The sequence below is a fragment of the Rufibacter soli genome (assembly GCF_054781795.1).
This window is the reverse complement of the sequence record NZ_BAAGTS010000002.1, coordinates 1,775,324-1,794,831: the sequence shown is the minus strand read 5'-3', so window position 1 is coordinate 1,794,831 and position 19,508 is coordinate 1,775,324. Positions and strand designations below refer to the sequence as shown.

Here is a 19,508-nt window from a genome sequence, read left to right as displayed (position 1 = left end):
ACACCTCTAAACCATTACCTCTCCCACCAAGGCTATCTGGACGTAACTACGCTTGGATATAGCCTCGCTGGACGAAACCTGCCCCTTAAAGCACTGGCTTTAATTGGGCTGAAATGTAGGCGACACCCAGACTCATTTAAAATCTTTACCTTTGTAGCACCTGCCCTTAGCGGACAAGGCTTTTTTATTGATTTACCCTTTGTGAAGAGTTACCTGCTTTTATTCATCAGCATCTTGTTCCTGCTTTTCGCCCTGCCGAAGAGCAGCCAGGGATCAGGTGCTTTTGATTCTTCTAACAAGGGTGAGATCAGAAAAAGCTGTGCTAAAAGCCACCATCCGCTCAAGCGGAAATGCGCCCACAACTGCCGTAAATTCCTGCCTTCCTCTGATAGCCAAAGTACCAGCTCCTCCCTGGTGGAATGTAGCCCTCCAGTTTATGCCCTCATAGAGCAAAGCCAGGAATTAAACCTTTTTTCTGTTACAGGTCAGAGGGAGAGCGTGTTGGCGCTTACCTTGCCCACGGTCGCGCCCTTTCTGGACCCTGGGCATGCCCCTCCGCAGTTTCTATTTTAGTTGAATTAGCCGCCTGGTCCCGTGGTCTGCCTAGGCAAGCCGTTTTAAGCCTGTTCTAGCCAAAATAACCTTAAAACAGATGGACAAGGAGAGTTGGCCATTGGTTGGTAACTCTTGTTTTTTTTGATAGTCAGGCACTCCCTATGTAGCCTGGCTCTTCAACTGTTTAACATTGATCCCAAAAGGCAAGCGGAAGCCGTAGAGTTTGTCCCCAGCGACCTCAATTCTATGTTTGGCCAAATAGCAGGGCTATTTAACGGTGGAACTGTATACCCCTCCTTTTTTTAATTTTATACTTCTTCAACCCAACTTATAGAAGATCATGAATAAGCGAAAATTTTCCTGGAAAGATATCCCCGGCTGGGCTGTGATGCTGGCCATTTTTGGAGTATTGTATCTAACTGGACTGCATACAGAAGCCCTGGGGCAAGTACAGCGCCTTTTGCTGGCCACCGGCATCAAGAACGCCGATATGCCTGACGCCACACCCAATCCTTCGGCCCCCGCAGTAGCGGTGAGCAGCCCTTCGGCCTCCACCGAAATGGTGGGCGCTGATTTCCAATTGGTGGACCTGACCGGTAAGGTGGTACCCTTCAGCAGCCTGAAAGGTAAAGTTGTGTTTATGAATATTTGGGCGACCTGGTGCCCACCGTGCATAGCCGAGATGCCTAACATTCAGAGTCTGTATGAAAAAGTTGGCTCAGATAGAATTGCCTTTGTAATGTTGTCTGTAGATGCCGGCGGCATGGAAAAGGTCAAGAAGTTCATCGCAAAAAAAGGCTTCACGTTTCCGGTGTATATGCCAGCCAGCCAAATGCCCCAGGAGTTTGAAAGCCCTTCTATCCCTACCACGTTTGTGATTTCACGCGAAGGCAGGATTGTCGCCAAGCAAATGGGCATGGCCGAGTATGATACCAAAGAGGTGCGCGAGTATTTGCAGAACCTCGCTAAATAATCAATACCAATAAATGCCGGCTGGAAGTTTTTCCGGCCGGCCTATCTTTAATCTTATTTAAAATTCCCCATCACATGAAAAGAATAGTTTTCTCACTGGCTGCCACCGCTTTGCTGACTTCTTGCAACACCCAACCAACCAAGGGTACTACCCCTGATGTAGGGACTGAACATGCCTCTGTCCCTCAGCAAACCCATCAGGTTAAACCCTTGAGCAGCCAGGAAGTAAAAGACCTGCTGGCCGGTGAATCTGAGGTGGTGGTTTTAGATGTGAGAACTCCTAGTGAATTTAAGGCAGGCCACTTGAAGAATGCCCAGTTGCTGGACATTTACAGCCCCGATTTTCAGGGACGCCTGAAGGCGCTGAACCCTGAGAAGACCTATCTTGTTTACTGTGCAGTGGGTGGACGCAGCAGTCAGGCATCTGAGCGCATGAAACAATTGGGTTTCAAACAGATTTATGATGCCCGGGAAGGTTTTTCTTCCCTTAAGGAAATGGGAATCGCCTTAGAATAAGCCCTACTCATCACTTTGAATAAAAAGGCTATACTTCTGGCAGCTTTATTGGTTTAGGCCTCTTTTTCGTTTTTCGGGCCGGAAACGCAACTAACGCCCAACTATTAGACGAAGTAATTGTTCTGCCATTGAGCGAAACCTTCAGGAAACAATTGCAAGGCAGAAGCTTTCTCACCTACTCACCGGCCAAGACCATTACCATTGACCATGGAGAAATACTGGAGCATATTTTTGAATTCTTTCGCCGATTACGGTGGGTATCTCCTTAGTGAGATCCTCTACCCCCGGTGGGGAAACTATTTCTACTGGCTGCTTGGGCTTTCTCTGTTCTTCTGGCTTTTGGAGGTAGTAGCTCCCTGGCGGCAACACCAGGCGAAGATCAGGCAGGACTTCTGGCTGGACGGTTTTTACATGTTTTTTAACTTCTTTTTATTTTCGCTGGTAGGGTTCAATGCCATTTCCAACATTGGGGTGGAGGCGTTCAATGATTTTCTGGCCCTGTTTGGTATCCGGAACCTGGTGGCCTTTGAAATAAAATCCTGGCCGGTGTGGGCGCAGCTGCTTACCTTATTTGTGGTGCGGGATTTCATTCAGTGGAACGTGCACCGGCTTTTGCATCGTTCTGAGTTTCTCTGGCGATTCCATAAGGTACACCACTCCGTGCAGCAAATGGGTTTTGCCGCCCACCTGCGGTTCCACTGGGGTGAAACGGTGGTGTACCGTACCCTGGAATATATTCCGCTGGCCATGATCGGTTTCGGGATTCAGGATTTCTTCCTGGTACACATTTTCGCTACCGCTATTGGGCATTTTAATCACTCCAATATTCACGTTCCCTTGGGCCCTTTCCGGTTTCTGTTCAATAACCCCCAAATGCATATCTGGCACCACGCCAAGCATTTACCAAACCGGTATGGTGCCAATTACGGCATTAGTTTGAGTATTTGGGATTACCTATTTGGGACGGCGTATGTTCCTTCAGATGGCCGTGACATTGCCCTCGGTTTTGACGAAGTGGAGCATTACCCGAAAACATTCCAGGAACAGATGTGGCACCCCTTCAAAGAAACAGCCCCCCAAAATCCTTCAGCCCCTTTGCCAACGGTGCACCAACCAATAGAAGATCAGCACCAAGTACCTTTAGACAAAGCTTTCTGAAACTTACTTCTTAGCGATTCGGCCCTAAGGAAATGCTATAATAAAAGGTAATAAAAACCCAGTCTGTTTTGAGGCCGTTTTCGGGAAAACGGCCTCAAAACAGACTGGGTTTTTTACTTTGAAAGAACAATAGGTTATCCTGTACTACCGGACCCTTCCTGCTCTATGTGGTTAAGTGAAGTCAGGATATAAATACAGATACTACCAGCAACCTCATTCATTCGTTCATTGCCTTATCAAATCCTTACTCATGTTTTTTGTCTTGGGCTGTTTTGGGGCAATTTTTCTAAAAACACCTTCAAAACAGATTTTCATATTGAGAGAAATACCTGAATAATCTGGTACCAAACAAAACTTGGTTGGCTATGGCGCACTTACTAGAGCGACGTCATCTATGAAACAGAAGGCGTTGGCATTGCCTTGCGCCAGAAATCCTATCTCTACTTTTCCGCCTTTAACTTTTATATTTCTTACCTGGATGGTTACCCACTCAGGGTTCTCTCTTGTCACTTTAGTTTGAACCGTTTTCCCGGCACTAATGGCGTACATCTCAAGGGTAGAAAAACCTGCACTGTTTTTTATTTTGGCGGTAAGGGTATAGCGGCCATCCTTGAGGGGAACGAATGAAGAAGAAGTAATTACTTGGAAGGTTTTCCGGTTGAAGGACACCTTGTCACTAATATTTAGGCTTTTTTCGCCAATTACTACTTGCCGTTCGCTTTGCGTGTTCATGTGGTTTAAGACCGGGGAACTGGGGCTGCCTACTTCTATTTTGTTTCCTTCCAGCACTTCAGTTCTCCAACCGGTTAGTTGTTCCTGCACAGGCTTCACGGCACTGGGAATAGCATTGCGGTCGGCTTCAAAACTGCCATTCTTCACAAAGTTATTGTCCTTACCTACAGTCCACTCACCGGTTTGGGCATTTAGGTTCCAGGCGCTCAGTGAATTGAAATAAGGTACAGAGTCTTTAAAGGAAAGAGGCATCCATTGGTTGTAGCCCAAACCGTTGCCGGCAAAGTTGGCCCATCTATCACCGCAGTACACTACCGTTTCCTGTTTGCTGCCTTTTACGGTCACAAAAAAGCCGGTTTGGGTCACATGCGAGAAATCTTCCTTTACCCCGTCCATCACCAGCATTTTATTGGTGGGCTGGTAAGGACCTCTAATATCATCTGCCACCAGGTAATAGGCATAGGAGGAATCCCAGCCGTAAAGGTCTGAGGCGGCCATGTAATACTTGCCTTTATACTTGAACATACAGTTTCCTTCACGTCCTTCCCCCTGGAAAATCTTGGTGCAGTCCAGCAAGCCAATTTTACCGTCCTTCACCCCTATCTCAGAGACGTAGATTTTATTGCGGCCCCTGCCGTAAGAATAAACCAGGTAAGACTTGCCCGTATCCTCATCATTGAACACGGTCTGGTCGCCTGTATTGGGTGTGCCTATAATGGGCTCCATGTTGATTTCCTGGTGCCGTTTAAAAGGTCCTAAGGGCGAATCTGCCACCGTTACCAGTACCTGGTTGCCATATTGCACCAACAGCGCGTATTTGTTCCATTCCTGAATGTAAGCCACCCCTAAACGGCCCACCCAGGTTTTCCTGTAAGGATCAGACAAATTGTTTTTGGTCAGCACATCTGGTTCCGCTGTCCAGTTTACCAGGTCAGTAGAACTATAGCAGGTGACTGCCGCAAAGGTGCTGGTTTTATGGGTGACAGAAGGATCGTTTCGGTACAGGCTGGCTTCTTCATATTGGACCCCATACCAGTAGTATTTTTTAACGCCCGTTACCGGGTCTGGAAACCGGAAAATGCCTCCTCCTTGGCTATAAATAGGTTGCCCGGTAGTTGTGTTCCAGAACACATCATTTTTAATGCTGTGGGCCTGAGAATAGCCAAAGCTTATGGTACCCACACTCCAGAGGAGAGTCAGCGTTAAGGAAAAGAGACAATACAAGGGGGAAGCGCGCATGAGAATCTATTTGTAAAGGTTACCTAAGGAAAGCAAACCCCAATATCTCAAACTTTAGTGTAAGTTTAACAATTAAAATAGATAGCCTTTTTGGCCAAAAGGAAATAGGCTGATAAGAAAAGGAAGTTGAAGATTTAAAGGGAGGGAAAGCAAAAAGCCCTTACCTCTTTTTGGAGATAAGGGCTTGATGGTGAAGAGCCTCCTGCCGGGATCGAACCAGCGACCTACTGATTACAAGTCAGTTGCTCTACCAGCTGAGCTAAGGAGGCTTTTGCTTTCTCAGAACTAGTTCCTTGCTGAAAGCGATACAAAAGTAGGGGTCTAATTTATATTTGCAAAGCCCTCTCTCACTTTTTTCAAAGGTTTTTTACAACCTCCTGACACTCAATTTGAAAAATTTAAGAGCGCAGGGCCTTTAACTGACGCTTCAGGTGTTGAATGCGGTTCTGGGCCTCATCAATTTTAGCCTGGTATTCTTCGCGCAGTTTCTCGGCGTTCTTAGAACGGGCAAAAAACTCAATATTGGTTCTAAGCGTGGAGATATCGTTTTCCAGGGAAGTGATGTCCCGGCGCAGGTGCTGCTCTTTCTGGTAGAGTTTCTGATCACCGTCTGGGCTGGCTTTCATCTGGCTCAACTGCAGTTTGAACAACGTCTGCTCCTTTTGATCGGTGCTCAGGTCAGGAACCTTATCTAAGTAACGGGCCAGCAACTGCTGGAACCTATCCTCCAGTTTCGGGTTTCTTTTGCCTTCAGTGGCTATGCCCTGCCATTCCTGCTGAATGCGGGTGAACTCTTCCTCAGAACCTACCAAGGTGGGGTCAGCCACTTTGGTGGCCAGTTCCTCACAATAAGCCAATTTTTGGGCTGAAAGCTGGTTCAGCTGCGTTTCTTTGTTCTGTGCCTCCTGGTGCAGACGGTCAAAGAAAGTATTACAGGCTGTACGGAACCGGTTCCAGATTTTGTCTGAGTATTTGTCTGGCACCCGGCCAATGGTCTTCCACTTTTTCTGGAGCTGAATGAGCTTCTCTTTGGTGCTGTCCCATTCTTCGCTGGCTTGCACGCTTTCGGCCTCTTCGCAAAGGGCTACCTTTTGGCGGTAGTTATTCATCTTCTCCTCGTCCAGGGCTTTGAAGAAGGTATTCTTGTGGTGGAAGAAGGCTTTGTAGCTGCTCCAGAAAGCCTTGTTCACTTCCTCGGCAAATTCTTTAGGCACCAACCCGGCGGCATCCCAACGCTCTTTCAGAAGCTGGATCTGGTCGGTTTTGTCGCGCCAGTCATTGATGCGGTCAGAAGTGATGTGTTGGAATTGCTCAATCTCGGCCAACAGGGCACGCTTGGTTTCCAGGTTGGCCATTTCCTCGGCACGGCGGCTTTCAAAGAAAGCTTTCTTGCGCTCGTGTACTTGTTCAGAAGCCTGTATGAAGCGGTTCCAGATGACGTCCCGGGCCTCATTGGGCACGGGTCCAATGTGCTTCCATTCATCATGCAGATGGCGCAATTCCTGCAGGGCCTTGTTTACGTTGGTTTCCTGAGCCAGGGCTTCCGCCCGCTCGCAAAGGGCCGCTTTAGCGTCCAGGTTGCGTTTACGGTCCAGTTCCTTCAGTTCAAAGAAGATACTGCGGTTGTTGTAGTACATGTCCAGCAGGGCGTGGTAAGAATTCCACAATTGCTGGGTCTCGGCGGTAGGTACCTGGCCAATGGATTTCCATTCGGCCTGCAGTTCTTTTATGCTGTTGACGCTGGTCTGGGTCTCAGAAGATTCTATCAAAACCCGCAGTTTTTCCAGTAACTCGCGTTTGCGTTGCAGATTCTGTACTTTCTGTTCTTCGTCCTGACGGGCTTCTTTATGGCGAGCCTCCCTGAACTTCTGCATGGCCTGCTCCACTTCGCGGTGGGCCGGTGAGGCTTTGTAGTCAAAATCATCGGCAGAGCCGCCTTCTGCCGTGAACCGTTTCAGGGCCTCCTGCTTTTCTTCCTGGAAATGCTGGTCGTAGACTTTATACAGGTTGTTCAGCTGCCGGCCAGATTTCCGGGCATTGCCTTCCTGTGCCAAAGCCATGATTCTGGTTTTTAGCTCCTCAACTGGTAAATGCGTATAGTCTTCTTCCTGGTGCAGTTCATCCTCTTCATGGGGTTCTTCCTGGGCGAGGGGAGCGCTGGCCGTTGGCTGGTCTGAGGTTGGTGTTGCAGAAGCACCTTCCTCAGTAGTAACCGCTACCGGAGGCGCTGATGGGGTTGATGGTTCAGGCTCAGTGGCCGCTACCGGAGTTGATTCTTCCGCTGCATCAGTCGTCCGCACTTCGGGCTCTTCCTCTTTGGCTGAATCTTCTTGGTCAGGCATAAACACAGCCACCGGGGTAATAGGCTCTGAGGAAGCCAATACCGCAGACTGGCCTTTTTCCAGGTCTACCTCTGGCGAGGCTTCTTCTGTACCGGCAGTAGGCGAACTGTTTTCTGTAGGAGAAGTTGGCTCCTCCACGGCAGATGAAGCGGCAAGAGGCTCCGCGGGATCGGCACCCTGGGGTGCTCGGGAATTTATTTCAGCCAGGCGCTCCTCCAGGATTCTGCGTTGTTCCTGCGCATTTGCCTGGGCAGCTTGTTCCTCTGTATTTCCGTTTTGCTGATTTTCCGGTTCTAGATTCATCATACACGTGGGGCTTTGCGCCGTTGGGTTAATTTAAACTTGGGTCTGCGGGGTAATTGGCGTACATTTTATACTTGCCCCCCATCTCTTTTAAGATGTCGCGCCACAAGGTATCTATATTCAAAGTAAGCAATTTATTTGCAGCATTGTTATTAACAAACCAAACATTTTTCTCAATTTCCTCCTCTAACTGACCCGGGCTCCAACCCGAATAACCCACGAAAAATCTGATTTGGTCTGCGTTCACAAGCCCCTGGTTTAACCAATTGGTTAACTCATCAAAATCCCCGCCCCAGTAAAGCCCAGAGGCAATCTGTTGGGCATTGGGCAGCTCTGCCAGTCTATGGATATAGTGCAGCGTATTAGGTTGCATGGGGCCACCAACGGCCAGGGCCATATCAAAGACAGTTTCATTGATGTCCACCACGTCAGATAAGTGCAATGCAGAAAGCTTGTTCAGCACCAGCCCTACGGTTCCCTCCTTGTCATGCTGGCAGATGACCAGCACACTACGCTCAAAGTTTGGGTCTCCTAGAAAAGGTTCTGAAATCAATATGCTTCCGTTCTGAATCTCTTTGGCCATCTTTTGTCTTTTCAGTTCTGTAGAATTCAATATAAGTACGTACTCTTTCCGTCTTAAATTGGTTTGCCGGTTCTTAGGCATTAACGTTATTATAAACGTGTTTTTTTAAATTGTGGTATGGGGGAAAAGTAAGCCCGAAATCCTTTTTTTGACCAGGTGGCACCATTTACCCATAAACCCCCTACTTTTGGGTCATCAACCAACAGAGGCTAATCCCATGGAAACACCCTTGTCTCTTGCCGATATCAGGATCAACTATTCCCTGAAGGAGTTAACCGTAGAAGCCGTTTCTCCAGATCCATTCCAACAGTTTGGTACCTGGATGCAGGAAGCCCTTTCCGCCAAGGTAGAGGAACCCACCGCTTTCACCCTAAGTACCTGCAGCGCCCAAGGCAAACCGTCGGCACGGGTAGTATTGTTGAAGGCCCTGGAGTCTGAAGGCTTTGTGTTCTACACCAACTATGAAAGCCGCAAAGGACAGCAACTCTTGGAAAATCCCTTTGCTGCCCTTACCTTTTTCTGGCCCGCGCTAGAACGGCAGGTGCGGGTGGAGGGAACCGTAGAACGGGTTTCAGCTCAGGCCTCAGATGACTATTTCCACAGCCGCCCGCGGGGCAGCCAGATAGGTGCCTGGTCCTCTCCTCAGAGCCAGCCCATTCAGGACCGGCAGGTATTGGATATCCTGGCCAAAGAATATGAAGCCAAGTTCGCGGACCAGGAAGTAGTACCCAGGCCACCGCATTGGGGCGGCTATCTGGTAAGGCCCCTGAAGGTTGAATTCTGGCAAGGCCGGCAGAACCGCCTCCATGACCGTCTGCTGTATAAACAGCAGGAAGGGGGCAACTGGCATTTGCAGCGTCTGGCGCCTTGAGAGTTTTAGGTCTATTTTTCAAAAAACAGCTTTAAAACAGTCTATGGCTGAGATTCTTCCGGTTAAAGGGTTCAGGTATAACCCAAAGCTTCCCTTCTCCTTAGATGCGCTTACGTCGCCATTGTTTGACGTGGTGTCTGTAAAGCAGCGGCAGGCCTTATACCGCAACCCGTACAACAGCATTCATTTATCTGTTCCGCCCGGCCCTAACCCCGCTGAGAGCGCCCGCCGCACCGCAGAACACTGGAAAAGGTCTGGTATTCTGCAGCAGGACCCGCTACCCGGAATCTATGTGTATTACCAGTATTTCAAGCTACCGGGGTCAGAACGCACCTATTGTCGCAAAGGGTTTATGTGCCACATCAAGGCCTACGCCTGGGAAGAGCAGGTCATTCTCCGGCACGAGAACACCATTCCGGCAGCCGTGAATGACCGCATTGAATTGCTGGAACAGACCAAGATGCACACCAGCGCCACCCATGGCCTCTTCACAGACCCTGCGTTTGAATTGGAAACCTACATGGATGAGAGCATCACCTCCCCTATCTATGAGTCTGAGGATTACCAGGGCGTGCGCGATGTGTTGTCTGTCATTCATGATGCGGTTGTCATCCAGAAATTTGTAGATCACCTCAAAGACCGCCAAATCATATTAGCCGATGGCCACCACCGGTACGAAGGCTCTTTGGTGTACCGCCAGAAGATGATGAAGGAGCAACCAGACGCTTCGCCGGACGCTCCCTTCCATTTCCACCTCATGTACCTGACCAACACGGCCTCAGATGATCTGCGTATTTTGCCCACCCACCGGCTCCTGGAGAACTTACCAATTCCTGCGGGAGATTTCCTTTTAAGGCTGGAAGAGTTTTTCACCATTAAGCCCATAGAGGAAGCCTATGACCTGAATGAGGTGATCATGGGCAAGCAATGGGCCTTTGGGCTGTACCTGCAGGGACAGGCCTATAAATTACGGCTAAAGCCTGAGGTGCATGCCCAACTTTCCTGGGACCTCCCCGAGGAAGTAAAGGCCTTGGACCTCACGGTGATGCACTACTTTATTCTGGAGCGGGTACTAGGCATCAATGCCGAGGAACAGCGCCAATACCCGGGGCTTTCCTACGTGAGGTCTTTTGCGGAGTGCCTGACCAAGGTAGATTCCGGCATCGCCCAGGTAGCCCTCATCACCAATGAAGTGACCATGGAGGAAGTGCAGCGCGTGTGCCACTCGGGGGCCGTGATGCCGCAAAAATCAACCTTCTTCTACCCTAAAGTTATCTGTGGATTTTTATTCAGCTCAATAGACGAAAATGAATTTTACTAAGCATTCCTATATTCTGGCTTCCAATTCGCCACGGCGGCGTGAACTGCTCACCAACCTGGGCCTTCCCTTTGAGGTGCGCGTGAAAGAGGTGCACGAGGATTTCCCCGGAGATTTGGCCCGCGCCGAAGTGGCCGAGTACCTGGCCGCCCACAAAGCCAGCTTCTACCGCGAGGACCTGCAACCCAACGAGGTGATCATCACCGCCGACACCATTGTGTGCCTGGACGACAAAATCCTGAACAAGCCCTATGACCACGCCGAGGCCACCCGCATGCTCACGCATCTGTCGGGTCGCAGCCATGAGGTCTATACCGGGGTTTGCCTGCTTAGCCAGGAGAAAAGCGTGGTATTCCATGACGTGACCACCGTCCATTTCAGGGAGTTAACCCGCGATGAGATTGACTTCTACATCAACACCTACAAACCTTTTGACAAGGCCGGTAGCTACGGCGCCCAAGACTGGCTGGGGCTGGTAGGCATTGAACGCATTGAAGGCTCTTACTTTAACGTAATGGGCCTGCCGGTGCATCGGTTATATGAAGAACTGCTGGTATTTTAAAAGCTTACATTAATCTTGCGTTTTAAGCCTGTTTTCATGAAAACAGGCCCAAAACAGAAGGCCCGTTCTTTTGCAAGAGCGGGCCTTCTGTTTTATTTAATCGGTTTCCTATTAATGGGTTACCGCTTGCTTAGCACTTACTTTATTTCAGGATTACCTGAATTTCTCCTTTAAGATATCTATCTCTACACCCGGTGAAACATGCTCATACAGGATGTTGTAGACGGCGGTAGTAATGGGCATTTCCACCTTTAGCTTTTTATTAAGCTCATAGATGCTTTTCACAGCGTAATAACCCTCAGCTACCATGTTCATTTCCACCTGGGCTGATTTAACGGTATAGCCTCTTCCTATCATATTCCCGAAGGTGCGGTTACGGCTAAATTGGGAATAGGCCGTCACCAGCAAATCTCCTAAATAGGCGCTGCCTTTGAGGTCACGGTGCAGGGGCATGAGCGCGTCCAGGAAATGCTCTATCTCCTCCAGGGAGTTAGATACCATCACGGCCTGGAAATTGTCGCCGTAGTTCAGGCCGTGGGCAATACCACAGGCCAGGGCAATAATGTTCTTGATAACGGCGCAGTATTCCACCCCATCAATGTCATCCAGGGGGTGCGCCTTCACATAGCGGTTTCGCAATAAGTCACAGAAATTTTCTGCCAGTTCCAGGTTATGAGATCCAATGGTGAGGTAGGATTGTTTTTCCAGGGCTACTTCCTCGGCGTGGCAGGGCCCGGCAATCACGCACTGCCGGTCGGCGGGCACGTTGAAGTGCTGTTCCAGAAAATCTGTGATAAGCAAATTCTCCGTCGGGATCATCCCCTTCACCGCCGAAACAAGAGTCTTGCCTTGGAAAACATCTTTAGGTAATCCCGCCAATGCGTCTTTCACAAAAGCCGCCGGAACCGCCAGAATCACCCAATTGGCCCCCTGTAAGGTTTCTTCCAGTTGGCTGGATGGGTGCAAAAAGTTTAGGTCAAACCTCACTCCGCTTAGATAACGCGGATTGTGGCCATACTGCCGCAGGTGGTGCACATCTTCGGGGTTGCGCAGCCACCAACGCACATCTGCCTTGTTCTCTGACAATATCTTCACCAAGGCCGTGGCCCAACTACCACCTCCCAGAACGGCTATTTTTTCTAATTCCTGCAAAGCTTATTTATCTCCTTCCTCCTCAGAGGTGTCTTCCTTCAATTTTTTACTTAACGTTTTTTCATCGGTCACGGTCACCTTATCCCCATCCTTCAGTTGTTTGGAGATAGCTCTGAAAGGCCCGGAAACCACTTCCTGCCCTTGCTTTAACCCAGACAGAATTTCAATGTTATCAAAGTCACTGATGCCCGTTACCACTTTTACCATTTTAACGGCGCCGTTTTCATACACAAACACCACTTCGTCTGGGCGGTCTTCGGGCCTTACGGGCTTATCTGCCTCCTCCGCGTTATTTTCTTTTTGCGCAGCGGCCTTAGCGCCCGGTTTTTCTTTGCCGCGCGTGGTCACCGCCACTAAGGGCACGGATAAGACATTGTCCTTACGGTCAGTGATGATGTCTACGGAAGCAGTCATGCCGGGTCTGAAAGGGGCACGGCCATTGGCTTGAATCAGGTCCTTGTACGATTCGTTTAGCAACCGGATGCGCACCTCAAACTCGGTTACCGCCTCAAGGGAAGTAGCATCTTTGGCCGTGTTGGCAATGGAGGTGACAACACCTTTGAACTTGCGGTTAGACTTGGTGTAAGAGTCTACCTCTACCAGCACCGAGTCCTTTAGCTGCACCCGCACAATGTCGTTCTCATTCACGTTCACACGAATCTCCATGTTGTTGAGGTTGGCAATGCGCATGATCTCAGTACCGGCCATCTGGGAGGTTCCTACTACGCGTTCACCCTTCTCCACATTTAGTTTGGAGACAGTGCCGCTCACCGGCGCGTAAATGGTGGTTTTGTCCAGGTTTCTTCTGGATTCGTCCAGGGAGGCGCTGGCGCTACGTACTGTAGATTCTGCCGCCCTTACGCTCTGGCGAGCTGCGTCTACCTCGGCCTTATTGGCTTCAAATTGTGCGCGGCTGGCGTCATACTCAGATTGAGAGATCACTTTTTGCTGGAACAGCGTGCGGTTACGCTCAAATGACTGGCGCACGTTTTTGCTGTTGGCCAGGGCTTGGTCCAGACGGGCTTTGGCCTGGGCCAGGTTTGCGCGCTGGGTATTTACTGAAGCAGATTGCATCTCCACCATGGCCTGGTAGTTATCAGGACGGATGCGCAGCAGCAATTGCCCTGCCACCACGGAGTCCCCCTCTTTCACAAAAAGGGCTGTAATCTCCCCAGACACGTCTGGGCTAATCTTTACCTCAATTTCGGGCTGTACCTTACCAGAGGCGCTTACTTTCTCTACTATATCGGTGGGTTTCGCTTTGGAGACCACTACCTCAATGCCTTTTTCCTTCCCTATCCAACCCTGCTTTTTGGCCACCATGGCGCCAATAAGCAATAGCACTACCAAGGCGCCAAGAATGTAAATCAGTTTGTTTGATCTGCGTTTTGCCATGAGCTGTTATAGAGTAATGTTTTTACCCTGGTAGAATTCCAGGAATTTTAATCTGAAAATGTAATCGTATTTGGCTTGAATAATATCAGACTGGGCCTTCACGTAATTGTTGCGGGCCACGTTGAAATCTACACTGTTAATGAGGCCGTTATTAAGTCTGATCTCAGCGTTTTTGAACGCCTGCTCAAACGCGGCCATCTGCTTTTTAGCGGCGGAAAATCTTTTCTGGGCCCCCAGGGCATCCGTATAGGCTTGGGCAATATCCTGCCGTAACTGGTTCTTGGCAATGGCCGAATTCAGTTCAGCGTTGCGCAGGCCAATACGGGATAGCTGCACGTTATTGCGGGTCCGGAAACTGTTGAGGATAGGGATACTCAGGTTAAGCCCCACGTATTGCCCCAGGTTATCTGACAACTGATCCAGATAGCTGTAAGAAGTGGCCGTTCTAGGTCTGCTGATGGTGGTATAGGTTACCGGCATAGCGGGGTCATTTTTCACAAACCCAATGGTTTGGGTCACCGTCTGGGGTGGGCCCACTATGAAAAACGGGGTACCGCTGGAATAGCGGGTGCTAACGCTTCCGCCCAAGCTAAGGGTTGGGAAATAAGCGCCCCGGGCAATGTCCATGCTTTTGAGGGAGCTTTCAATCCTAAGTTGCGAACTCTTGATCTGAGGCATGATGCTTTCTGCCGTCTGGTACACTTCTTGGGCCTCAAATGCAATCACAGATTGGTCTGGGTCTGGCAGGTTAGGAACCTCAATGGCAAAGGTAGCGGGTGAGGCGCTTTCCAGGTTTAACAACTGAATCAACCGCAGCTCGGCCAGCTCAATGTTGTTTTGGGCCGTGATGATGTTTAATTCATCGCTGGCAATCTGGGCATTTAGCTCCAGTACGTTGCTTTCTGCTACGCTTCCTGCCTTAAACAGCTTCTGGGTGCGGTCTGCCTGTACTTGGGTGAGATTCAGGCGCTCCTGGTTGGTTTTGAGGATTTCCTGGTTCAGGAGAATCTGCATGTAGGCCGTCACAATGTTGAGCATCAAGTCGTTCTGGGACCTTTTCTGATCCAGCTCGGTGGCCTGCAAATCTATTCTATTGCGCTTGATGGTGTTCTGAATCTGCAACCCGCTAAATAAGGGCACGTTGCCTTGCAGGGAGAAGTTGCTGGACCGGTTCTGCTCATTGCGTTGCTCATAGGTAAGCGGGTCATTGAAAAAACCGAAGCTGTACCCATAAGAAGCACTCCCATTGAGGGTAGGCAATTGGTTAAACCTGGCCTGTTTCACGTCTAGGGCGTCTTGCTCCACCTGCAGCCCCGCTTGTTTTACCTGCAGGTTATTTTTCAGGCCCTGCTCAATGCATTGCTGAAGGGTCCAGACGGTTTCTGCCGGGGCATTGGTTTGGGCCAGGGAGAAAGAGCAACAGCCCGCGGCCAGCCCCAGCGTAGCCAGAAATTTTGAGGTAAAACGCTGCATTTATAAATCAATGTTAGGGATGTAAATCACATTTTTTACCCAACTCAACTGCCGCAGATATTCCAGAGTTATGGGGCGCATGCCTGAGTCCATCTCAATAAACTGGCGGGCCAGGTCATGCCGGCCTTTCCGGGACACGTTCATGGTGGCGATGTTGCAGTCATCATGGGCAATCACGTTGGCAATGAAAGCAATACTGCCTTTCACGTCATCGGCGTCAATGATAAGGGTATGCAGGTTAGCCGAGAAGTTAGACGGGAAACCATCTACCTCCACAATGCTGATCACGCCGCCCCCCCTGCTTTGGCCCACCACCTCTGCCTGCCTTCCGTCTGCCGAAGTCAGGTTCAATTTAATGGTATTGGGATGCATGGTAGAGGCATTTCCTATCGATTTGAAGGTGTACTTCAGGCCCCGCTCCCGGGCATGGTCAAAAGATTCCTTGATCCGGAGGTCATCGGTCTTAAAATCAAGCAGACCGGCAATAATAGCGCGGTCACTTCCGTGCCCTTCATAGGTGCGGGCGAAGGAATTGTAAAAGGTAATAACAGCCTCAGTGGGTGCGGCGCCCAGAATTCTGATGGCCGCCCGGGCAATTCTCACCACCCCGGCGGTGTGCGAACTTGAAGGGCCAATCATGACGGGGCCAATCATATCAAAAATACTGCTTTTCTCTGCCATGGTCTCTGTGCATTTTACCGCACCAAAGGTATCATTTTGTTTCCGGGTGCGCCGGTTTGCCGTAATAAATAGAACCCTGGGGACAAATGGAAAGGGTTTTGTAGCGCAATTTGCCTTTAAGGCCTGGCCTTTCTTTGCCAGGGAACACGCCAACTACAAATACTTTCACTTTCTTTGTCGCAGGTAAAGATAGATAATTACAATATTAAGAAAATAATATAATGGCAGACCCTACCTTCTCTCCCCAGGTGCTGGAATTACTGGACCGGCTGCAGCAAAAGTACCGTCCCCTGGGGCAGGACTTAGCTGCTTACCTGGAAGGACTTCTTTACTCAGACTTTCTTAACTACTGGGATTACATCCATTTAGACACGCTTCTGAGCCTGCAAACGCCCCGCACCAAAATACCAGATGAGGAAATCTTCATCATGTACCACCAGATCACAGAGCTCTATTTCAAGCTCTGCCTGCATGAGTACCGGCAGATTGGCGAAGAGCAAGTACCTACCCTTGACAACCTGCTCCTGCGCATTGGCCGCATAAACCGGTACTTTGAAAACCTGATCAATTCTTTTGAGGTGATGGTAGATGGAATGGACCAGAAGGAATTCCTTAAGTTCAGGATGGCGCTCATGCCCGCCAGCGGGTTCCAGAGCGTGCAGTACCGTAAAATAGAGATCTGCTCCACAGACCTGCGCAACCTCACCGACAAAGCCAAGCGCGAGGCCCTGGGCCAGCAAAGTACCCAGGAAGAAATGTACGGCTGCATTTACTGGAAAGAAGGCGCCACCGAAGAAGCCACCGGTGCCAAAACGCTTACCCTGCTGCAGTTTGAGGAGAAATACTCAGAAGAGCTGATCCAACTAGCCCGCGAATACCAGCACAAAAACATTTGGGCCAAATTTAAACAGCTGCCTGAACCAGATCAGCAAAACCCAAAGCTGCTCAAGCACTTAAAAGAACTGGACAGCAACGTGAACGTGAACTGGCCGCTCATGCACTACAAGTCTGCGGTGCGGTACCTGCAGCGTAACCCAGACGTGATCACTGCCACCGGCGGCACCAACTGGCAAAGGTACCTGCCTCCCAAATTTCAGAAGCGTATCTTCTACCCAGAAATCTGGACCCAGGAGGAAAGAGAAAACTGGGGTAAAGGTTGGGTCAATGATATTATTGGCCAGGTAGATTAGGTGGATTTGAAAATTTGAAGATGAGGAAATTTGAAGATGTGCTAATAGTTTAATGTGCTGAGGTGCTAAATGGTGCCTTTATTAGTGTTCTCACCAATAAATTAGATTCATTGGGCTTATTAGCTTGCTGGAGAACAACGCAAGGGCTATTAGATCATCTCCAGCCTTTACTAACACACCCAAGTCAAACCATATCCCCTATTTCGTCTTGTTTCCGTTTTGAGCCTGTTTTTCAAAAAACGGGCTCAAAACGAATTTTACGCAGGTGGCTTTGGTTTACCAATCATAGCTATCTTTGCATCCCTATTTCCCAGGCCTCGGCCTAGGCTTTTACCAGAACTTTTAAGGTTAACTACCTTACTGCCTATTTATGAAAAAAGAACTTGATGTGGTGTTGGCCCCAGAGGTGGCCTATGACCAAAATTTACTGGACCGCGAACTTTTGCAACTTGCCGGTCTAGCCTCTACACCAGAAACCGCCTACATCCACAAAATCAAGCGTTCCATTGATGCCCGAGGCCGCCAGGTGCAGGTAAAAATCAGGGCAGATGTCTACGCGCAGCTCCCGGATGTCTCCCAACTCATTCCCAGGCACCAGTATCCAGAATTAAAGCAAGATGCCAAACGCGTGCTTATTGTGGGCGCCGGTCCGGCAGGGTTGTTTGCGGCTCTGCGGTGCATCCAGTTAGGCTTAAAGCCGGTGGTTTTGGAGCGCGGTAAAGACGTGCGCGCCCGTCGGCGAGATTTGGCGGCCATCAACAAAGACCACGTAGTCAACCCAGACTCTAACTATTGCTTTGGCGAAGGCGGCGCCGGAACGTATTCTGACGGAAAACTGTACACCCGCTCTAAAAAACGTGGCGATGTGCAACGCGTCCTGCAGATTTTTGTGCAACACGGGGCCACCCAGGATATTCTGTTTGACGCCCACCCACACATTGGCACCAATAAACTGCCTGTCTTGATTGCCCAGCTCAGGGAGACTATTCTCAATGCGGGGGGCGAGATTCATTTTGATACCCGGGTCACTGATTTTATAGTAGAAGGCCAGCAAATGCGGGGCGTCCAGACGGCCAACAACACCACCTTTGAAGGCGAAGCCGTCATTCTGGCTACCGGCCATTCCGCCCGCGACATTTACGAGTTACTGCACGCCAATAACATCCTTATTGAGGCCAAGCCCTTCGCCATGGGCGTGCGGGTAGAGCACCAACAGAGTTTAATTGACGGTATTCAATACCATGTGCCCAACGGCGACCGCGGGCTCCATCTGCCGGCTGCTTCGTATGCGCTGGTGCAGCAGGTGGCCTACAAAGGCCAGGAGCGCGGTGTTTTCTCTTTCTGCATGTGCCCGGGCGGCTTTATTGTGCCAGCGGCCACCGCCCCTGGTGAAGTGGTCGTGAACGGTATGTCGCCTAGCCGCCGGGATTCCAAATTCGCTAACTCCGGAATTGTGGTGGCTATTAACCTGGAGGACATGGATTTGAAGCAACACGGTGCCCTGGCAGGTTTAAGGTTGCAGCAGGCCTTAGAGCAGAAAGCCTGCTCCGCCGCCGGTGGTACCCAGGTGGCCCCGGCCCAGCGCCTGCATGATTTTGTGAAAGGCGTCACCTCTTCTTCTTTATTAGAAACTTCTTATCAACCCGGCCTGGCCAGCGTAGACATGCGCCAGGTATTGCCCCCCATGATTGGCGAAAGGCTGCGCGGCGGTTTTCAGGAGTTTGGCTATAAGATGCGCGGTTACCTGACCAATGAGGCCCAGATTGTAGGCGTGGAAAGCAGAACCTCCTCACCGGTGCGCATCCCCAGAGACAAGGAAACCCTGCGCCACCCGCAAATCTCTAACCTGTTCCCTTGTGCCGAAGGTGCCGGTTATGCCGGTGGGATTGTCTCTGCTGCCATGGACGGAGAACGCTGCGCTGAACAGGTAGCCTTACTTGTTCGCCCTTAACCCTCAGCGTTTTTAGGAGTATAATGATAAAAGGCGTTTCAAGCCTCTTTTTAGAAAAACAAGCCAAAACGATGAAAAAGACCGTTGTAATAGGAGCCTCAGATAACCCAAGCAGATATAGTTATAAAGCCGTGCACCAACTCAAACGCTCGGGCCATGAGGTGGTACCAGTAGGGATTAAGCGGGGCGAAGTCGCCGGGCTCCCCATTGAAACCGAAAAGCCAACTGTAGAGGGAGTAGATACGGTGACTTTATATGTGGGTCCGCAGAACCAACCCAGTTGGTATGACTACATTATTTCCCTGCACCCAAAGCGCATTATCTTCAACCCGGGCACCGAGAATTCTGAACTGGAAAATAAAGCCAAGGAAAACAATATTGAGACCTTACATGCCTGCACCCTGGTGATGCTGTCAATTGGTAATTATTAAAATAAGGTCTGGCCAGGATTTACAAACACCGGGCAGACCATAAAAAAGCAGAGGGCGTTTTGGGGCCGTTTTTATAAAAACGGC

Annotated in this window: 16 protein-coding genes and 1 tRNA gene; 9 read left to right on the top strand and 8 right to left on the bottom strand. The window is 49.9% G+C overall.

What is annotated here, in order from left to right; all coding sequences use genetic code 11:
- Positions 1-895 precede the first annotated feature (895 nt).
- The 3 genes from ACYVJQ_RS09390 (at position 896) to ACYVJQ_RS09380 (ending at position 3,201) form a co-directional block, all read left to right on the top strand.
- Complete coding sequence (locus ACYVJQ_RS09390) at positions 896-1,528, top strand: TlpA family protein disulfide reductase (RefSeq protein ID WP_460892815.1); 633 nt, start codon at positions 896-898, stop codon at positions 1,526-1,528.
- A 74-nt stretch (positions 1,529-1,602) separates the two neighbouring features.
- On the top strand, positions 1,603-2,043 hold the full coding sequence (locus ACYVJQ_RS09385; protein WP_460892814.1) for a rhodanese-like domain-containing protein: 441 nt from the start codon (positions 1,603-1,605) through the stop codon (positions 2,041-2,043).
- 207 nt (positions 2,044-2,250) lie between these two features.
- A complete protein-coding gene (locus tag ACYVJQ_RS09380) occupies positions 2,251-3,201 on the top strand; it encodes a sterol desaturase family protein (protein WP_460892813.1) in 951 nt (316 codons plus the stop codon).
- A gap of 363 nt (positions 3,202-3,564) precedes the next feature.
- Here the strand turns inward: ACYVJQ_RS09380 and ACYVJQ_RS09375 are convergent, their stop codons facing one another.
- The 4 genes from ACYVJQ_RS09375 to ACYVJQ_RS09360 form a co-directional block, all read right to left on the bottom strand.
- Positions 3,565-5,115, bottom strand: coding sequence for a family 43 glycosylhydrolase (locus ACYVJQ_RS09375; RefSeq protein ID WP_460892812.1), 1,551 nt, complete (start codon positions 5,113-5,115; stop codon positions 3,565-3,567).
- A gap of 253 nt (positions 5,116-5,368) precedes the next feature.
- Positions 5,369-5,441 (bottom strand) — tRNA-Thr (locus tag ACYVJQ_RS09370).
- Between the two features lie 129 nt (positions 5,442-5,570).
- A complete protein-coding gene (locus ACYVJQ_RS09365; RefSeq protein ID WP_460892811.1) occupies positions 5,571-7,820 on the bottom strand; it encodes a DUF349 domain-containing protein in 2,250 nt (749 codons plus the stop codon).
- A gap of 25 nt (positions 7,821-7,845) precedes the next feature.
- Positions 7,846-8,400: a YqgE/AlgH family protein gene (locus ACYVJQ_RS09360; RefSeq protein ID WP_460892810.1), complete on the bottom strand. Its 555-nt coding sequence runs from the start codon at positions 8,398-8,400 to the stop codon at positions 7,846-7,848.
- A 217-nt stretch (positions 8,401-8,617) separates the two neighbouring features.
- On the opposite strand from ACYVJQ_RS09360, the gene pdxH reads away from it, so the two are divergent.
- From pdxH to ACYVJQ_RS09345, 3 genes are read left to right on the top strand one after another with little or no spacing between them, the layout of a single operon-like run.
- Positions 8,618-9,271 (top strand): pyridoxamine 5'-phosphate oxidase, encoded by a 654-nt coding sequence (gene pdxH, locus ACYVJQ_RS09355; protein ID WP_460892809.1) that lies wholly within the window; start codon positions 8,618-8,620, stop codon positions 9,269-9,271.
- A gap of 43 nt (positions 9,272-9,314) precedes the next feature.
- Complete coding sequence (locus ACYVJQ_RS09350) at positions 9,315-10,592, top strand: DUF1015 domain-containing protein (protein ID WP_460892808.1); 1,278 nt, start codon at positions 9,315-9,317, stop codon at positions 10,590-10,592.
- On the top strand, positions 10,579-11,151 hold the full coding sequence (locus ACYVJQ_RS09345) for a Maf family nucleotide pyrophosphatase (protein WP_460892807.1): 573 nt from the start codon (positions 10,579-10,581) through the stop codon (positions 11,149-11,151). Before ACYVJQ_RS09350 ends, ACYVJQ_RS09345 begins: the two co-directional genes overlap by 14 nt.
- Positions 11,152-11,304: 153 nt before the next feature.
- Here ACYVJQ_RS09345 and ACYVJQ_RS09340 read toward each other — a convergent pair whose 3' ends face one another.
- From ACYVJQ_RS09340 to sdaAB, 4 genes are read right to left on the bottom strand one after another with little or no spacing between them, the layout of a single operon-like run.
- Positions 11,305-12,303, bottom strand: a complete 999-nt coding sequence (locus ACYVJQ_RS09340; protein ID WP_460892806.1) for an NAD(P)H-dependent glycerol-3-phosphate dehydrogenase — start codon at positions 12,301-12,303, stop codon at positions 11,305-11,307.
- 3 nt (positions 12,304-12,306) lie between these two features.
- On the bottom strand, positions 12,307-13,698 hold the full coding sequence (locus tag ACYVJQ_RS09335) for an efflux RND transporter periplasmic adaptor subunit (RefSeq protein WP_460892805.1): 1,392 nt from the start codon (positions 13,696-13,698) through the stop codon (positions 12,307-12,309).
- 6 nt (positions 13,699-13,704) lie between these two features.
- Entirely contained in the window at positions 13,705-15,171 is a 1,467-nt protein-coding gene (locus ACYVJQ_RS09330; protein WP_460892804.1) for a TolC family protein, read from the bottom strand.
- Positions 15,172-15,852 carry an L-serine ammonia-lyase, iron-sulfur-dependent subunit beta gene (gene sdaAB, locus ACYVJQ_RS09325; protein ID WP_460892803.1) on the bottom strand — a complete coding sequence of 227 codons (681 nt, stop codon included), beginning with the start codon at positions 15,850-15,852 and terminating at the stop codon, positions 15,172-15,174.
- Between the two features lie 221 nt (positions 15,853-16,073).
- Here sdaAB and ACYVJQ_RS09320 point away from each other — a divergent pair, with 221 nt between their 5' ends.
- From ACYVJQ_RS09320 to ACYVJQ_RS09310, 3 genes are all read left to right on the top strand, one after another.
- Positions 16,074-17,042, top strand: a complete 969-nt coding sequence (locus ACYVJQ_RS09320) for a tryptophan 2,3-dioxygenase family protein (protein ID WP_460892802.1) — start codon at positions 16,074-16,076, stop codon at positions 17,040-17,042.
- Positions 17,043-17,412: 370 nt separating this feature from the next.
- Positions 17,413-18,993 carry an NAD(P)/FAD-dependent oxidoreductase gene (locus tag ACYVJQ_RS09315; RefSeq protein ID WP_460892801.1) on the top strand — a complete coding sequence of 527 codons (1,581 nt, stop codon included), beginning with the start codon at positions 17,413-17,415 and terminating at the stop codon, positions 18,991-18,993.
- 71 nt (positions 18,994-19,064) lie between these two features.
- Positions 19,065-19,424, top strand: coding sequence for a CoA-binding protein (locus tag ACYVJQ_RS09310; RefSeq protein ID WP_460892800.1), 360 nt, complete (start codon positions 19,065-19,067; stop codon positions 19,422-19,424).
- The last annotated feature ends 84 nt before the right edge of the window (positions 19,425-19,508 follow it).

Coding starts and splice junctions, on each gene's coding strand:
- ACYVJQ_RS09345 (WP_460892807.1), top strand. CDS start 10,579: ATGAATTTTACTAAGCATTCCTATATTCTGGCTTCCAATTCGCCACGG.
- ACYVJQ_RS09380 (WP_460892813.1), top strand. CDS start 2,251: ATGGAGAAATACTGGAGCATATTTTTGAATTCTTTCGCCGATTACGGT.
- pdxH (WP_460892809.1), top strand. CDS start 8,618: ATGGAAACACCCTTGTCTCTTGCCGATATCAGGATCAACTATTCCCTG.
- ACYVJQ_RS09335 (WP_460892805.1), bottom strand. CDS start 13,698: ATGGCAAAACGCAGATCAAACAAACTGATTTACATTCTTGGCGCCTTG.
- ACYVJQ_RS09365 (WP_460892811.1), bottom strand. CDS start 7,820: ATGATGAATCTAGAACCGGAAAATCAGCAAAACGGAAATACAGAGGAA.
- ACYVJQ_RS09385 (WP_460892814.1), top strand. CDS start 1,603: ATGAAAAGAATAGTTTTCTCACTGGCTGCCACCGCTTTGCTGACTTCT.
- ACYVJQ_RS09360 (WP_460892810.1), bottom strand. CDS start 8,400: ATGGCCAAAGAGATTCAGAACGGAAGCATATTGATTTCAGAACCTTTT.
- sdaAB (WP_460892803.1), bottom strand. CDS start 15,852: ATGGCAGAGAAAAGCAGTATTTTTGATATGATTGGCCCCGTCATGATT.
- ACYVJQ_RS09330 (WP_460892804.1), bottom strand. CDS start 15,171: ATGCAGCGTTTTACCTCAAAATTTCTGGCTACGCTGGGGCTGGCCGCG.
- ACYVJQ_RS09390 (WP_460892815.1), top strand. CDS start 896: ATGAATAAGCGAAAATTTTCCTGGAAAGATATCCCCGGCTGGGCTGTG.
- ACYVJQ_RS09320 (WP_460892802.1), top strand. CDS start 16,074: ATGGCAGACCCTACCTTCTCTCCCCAGGTGCTGGAATTACTGGACCGG.
- ACYVJQ_RS09310 (WP_460892800.1), top strand. CDS start 19,065: ATGAAAAAGACCGTTGTAATAGGAGCCTCAGATAACCCAAGCAGATAT.
- ACYVJQ_RS09315 (WP_460892801.1), top strand. CDS start 17,413: ATGAAAAAAGAACTTGATGTGGTGTTGGCCCCAGAGGTGGCCTATGAC.
- ACYVJQ_RS09350 (WP_460892808.1), top strand. CDS start 9,315: ATGGCTGAGATTCTTCCGGTTAAAGGGTTCAGGTATAACCCAAAGCTT.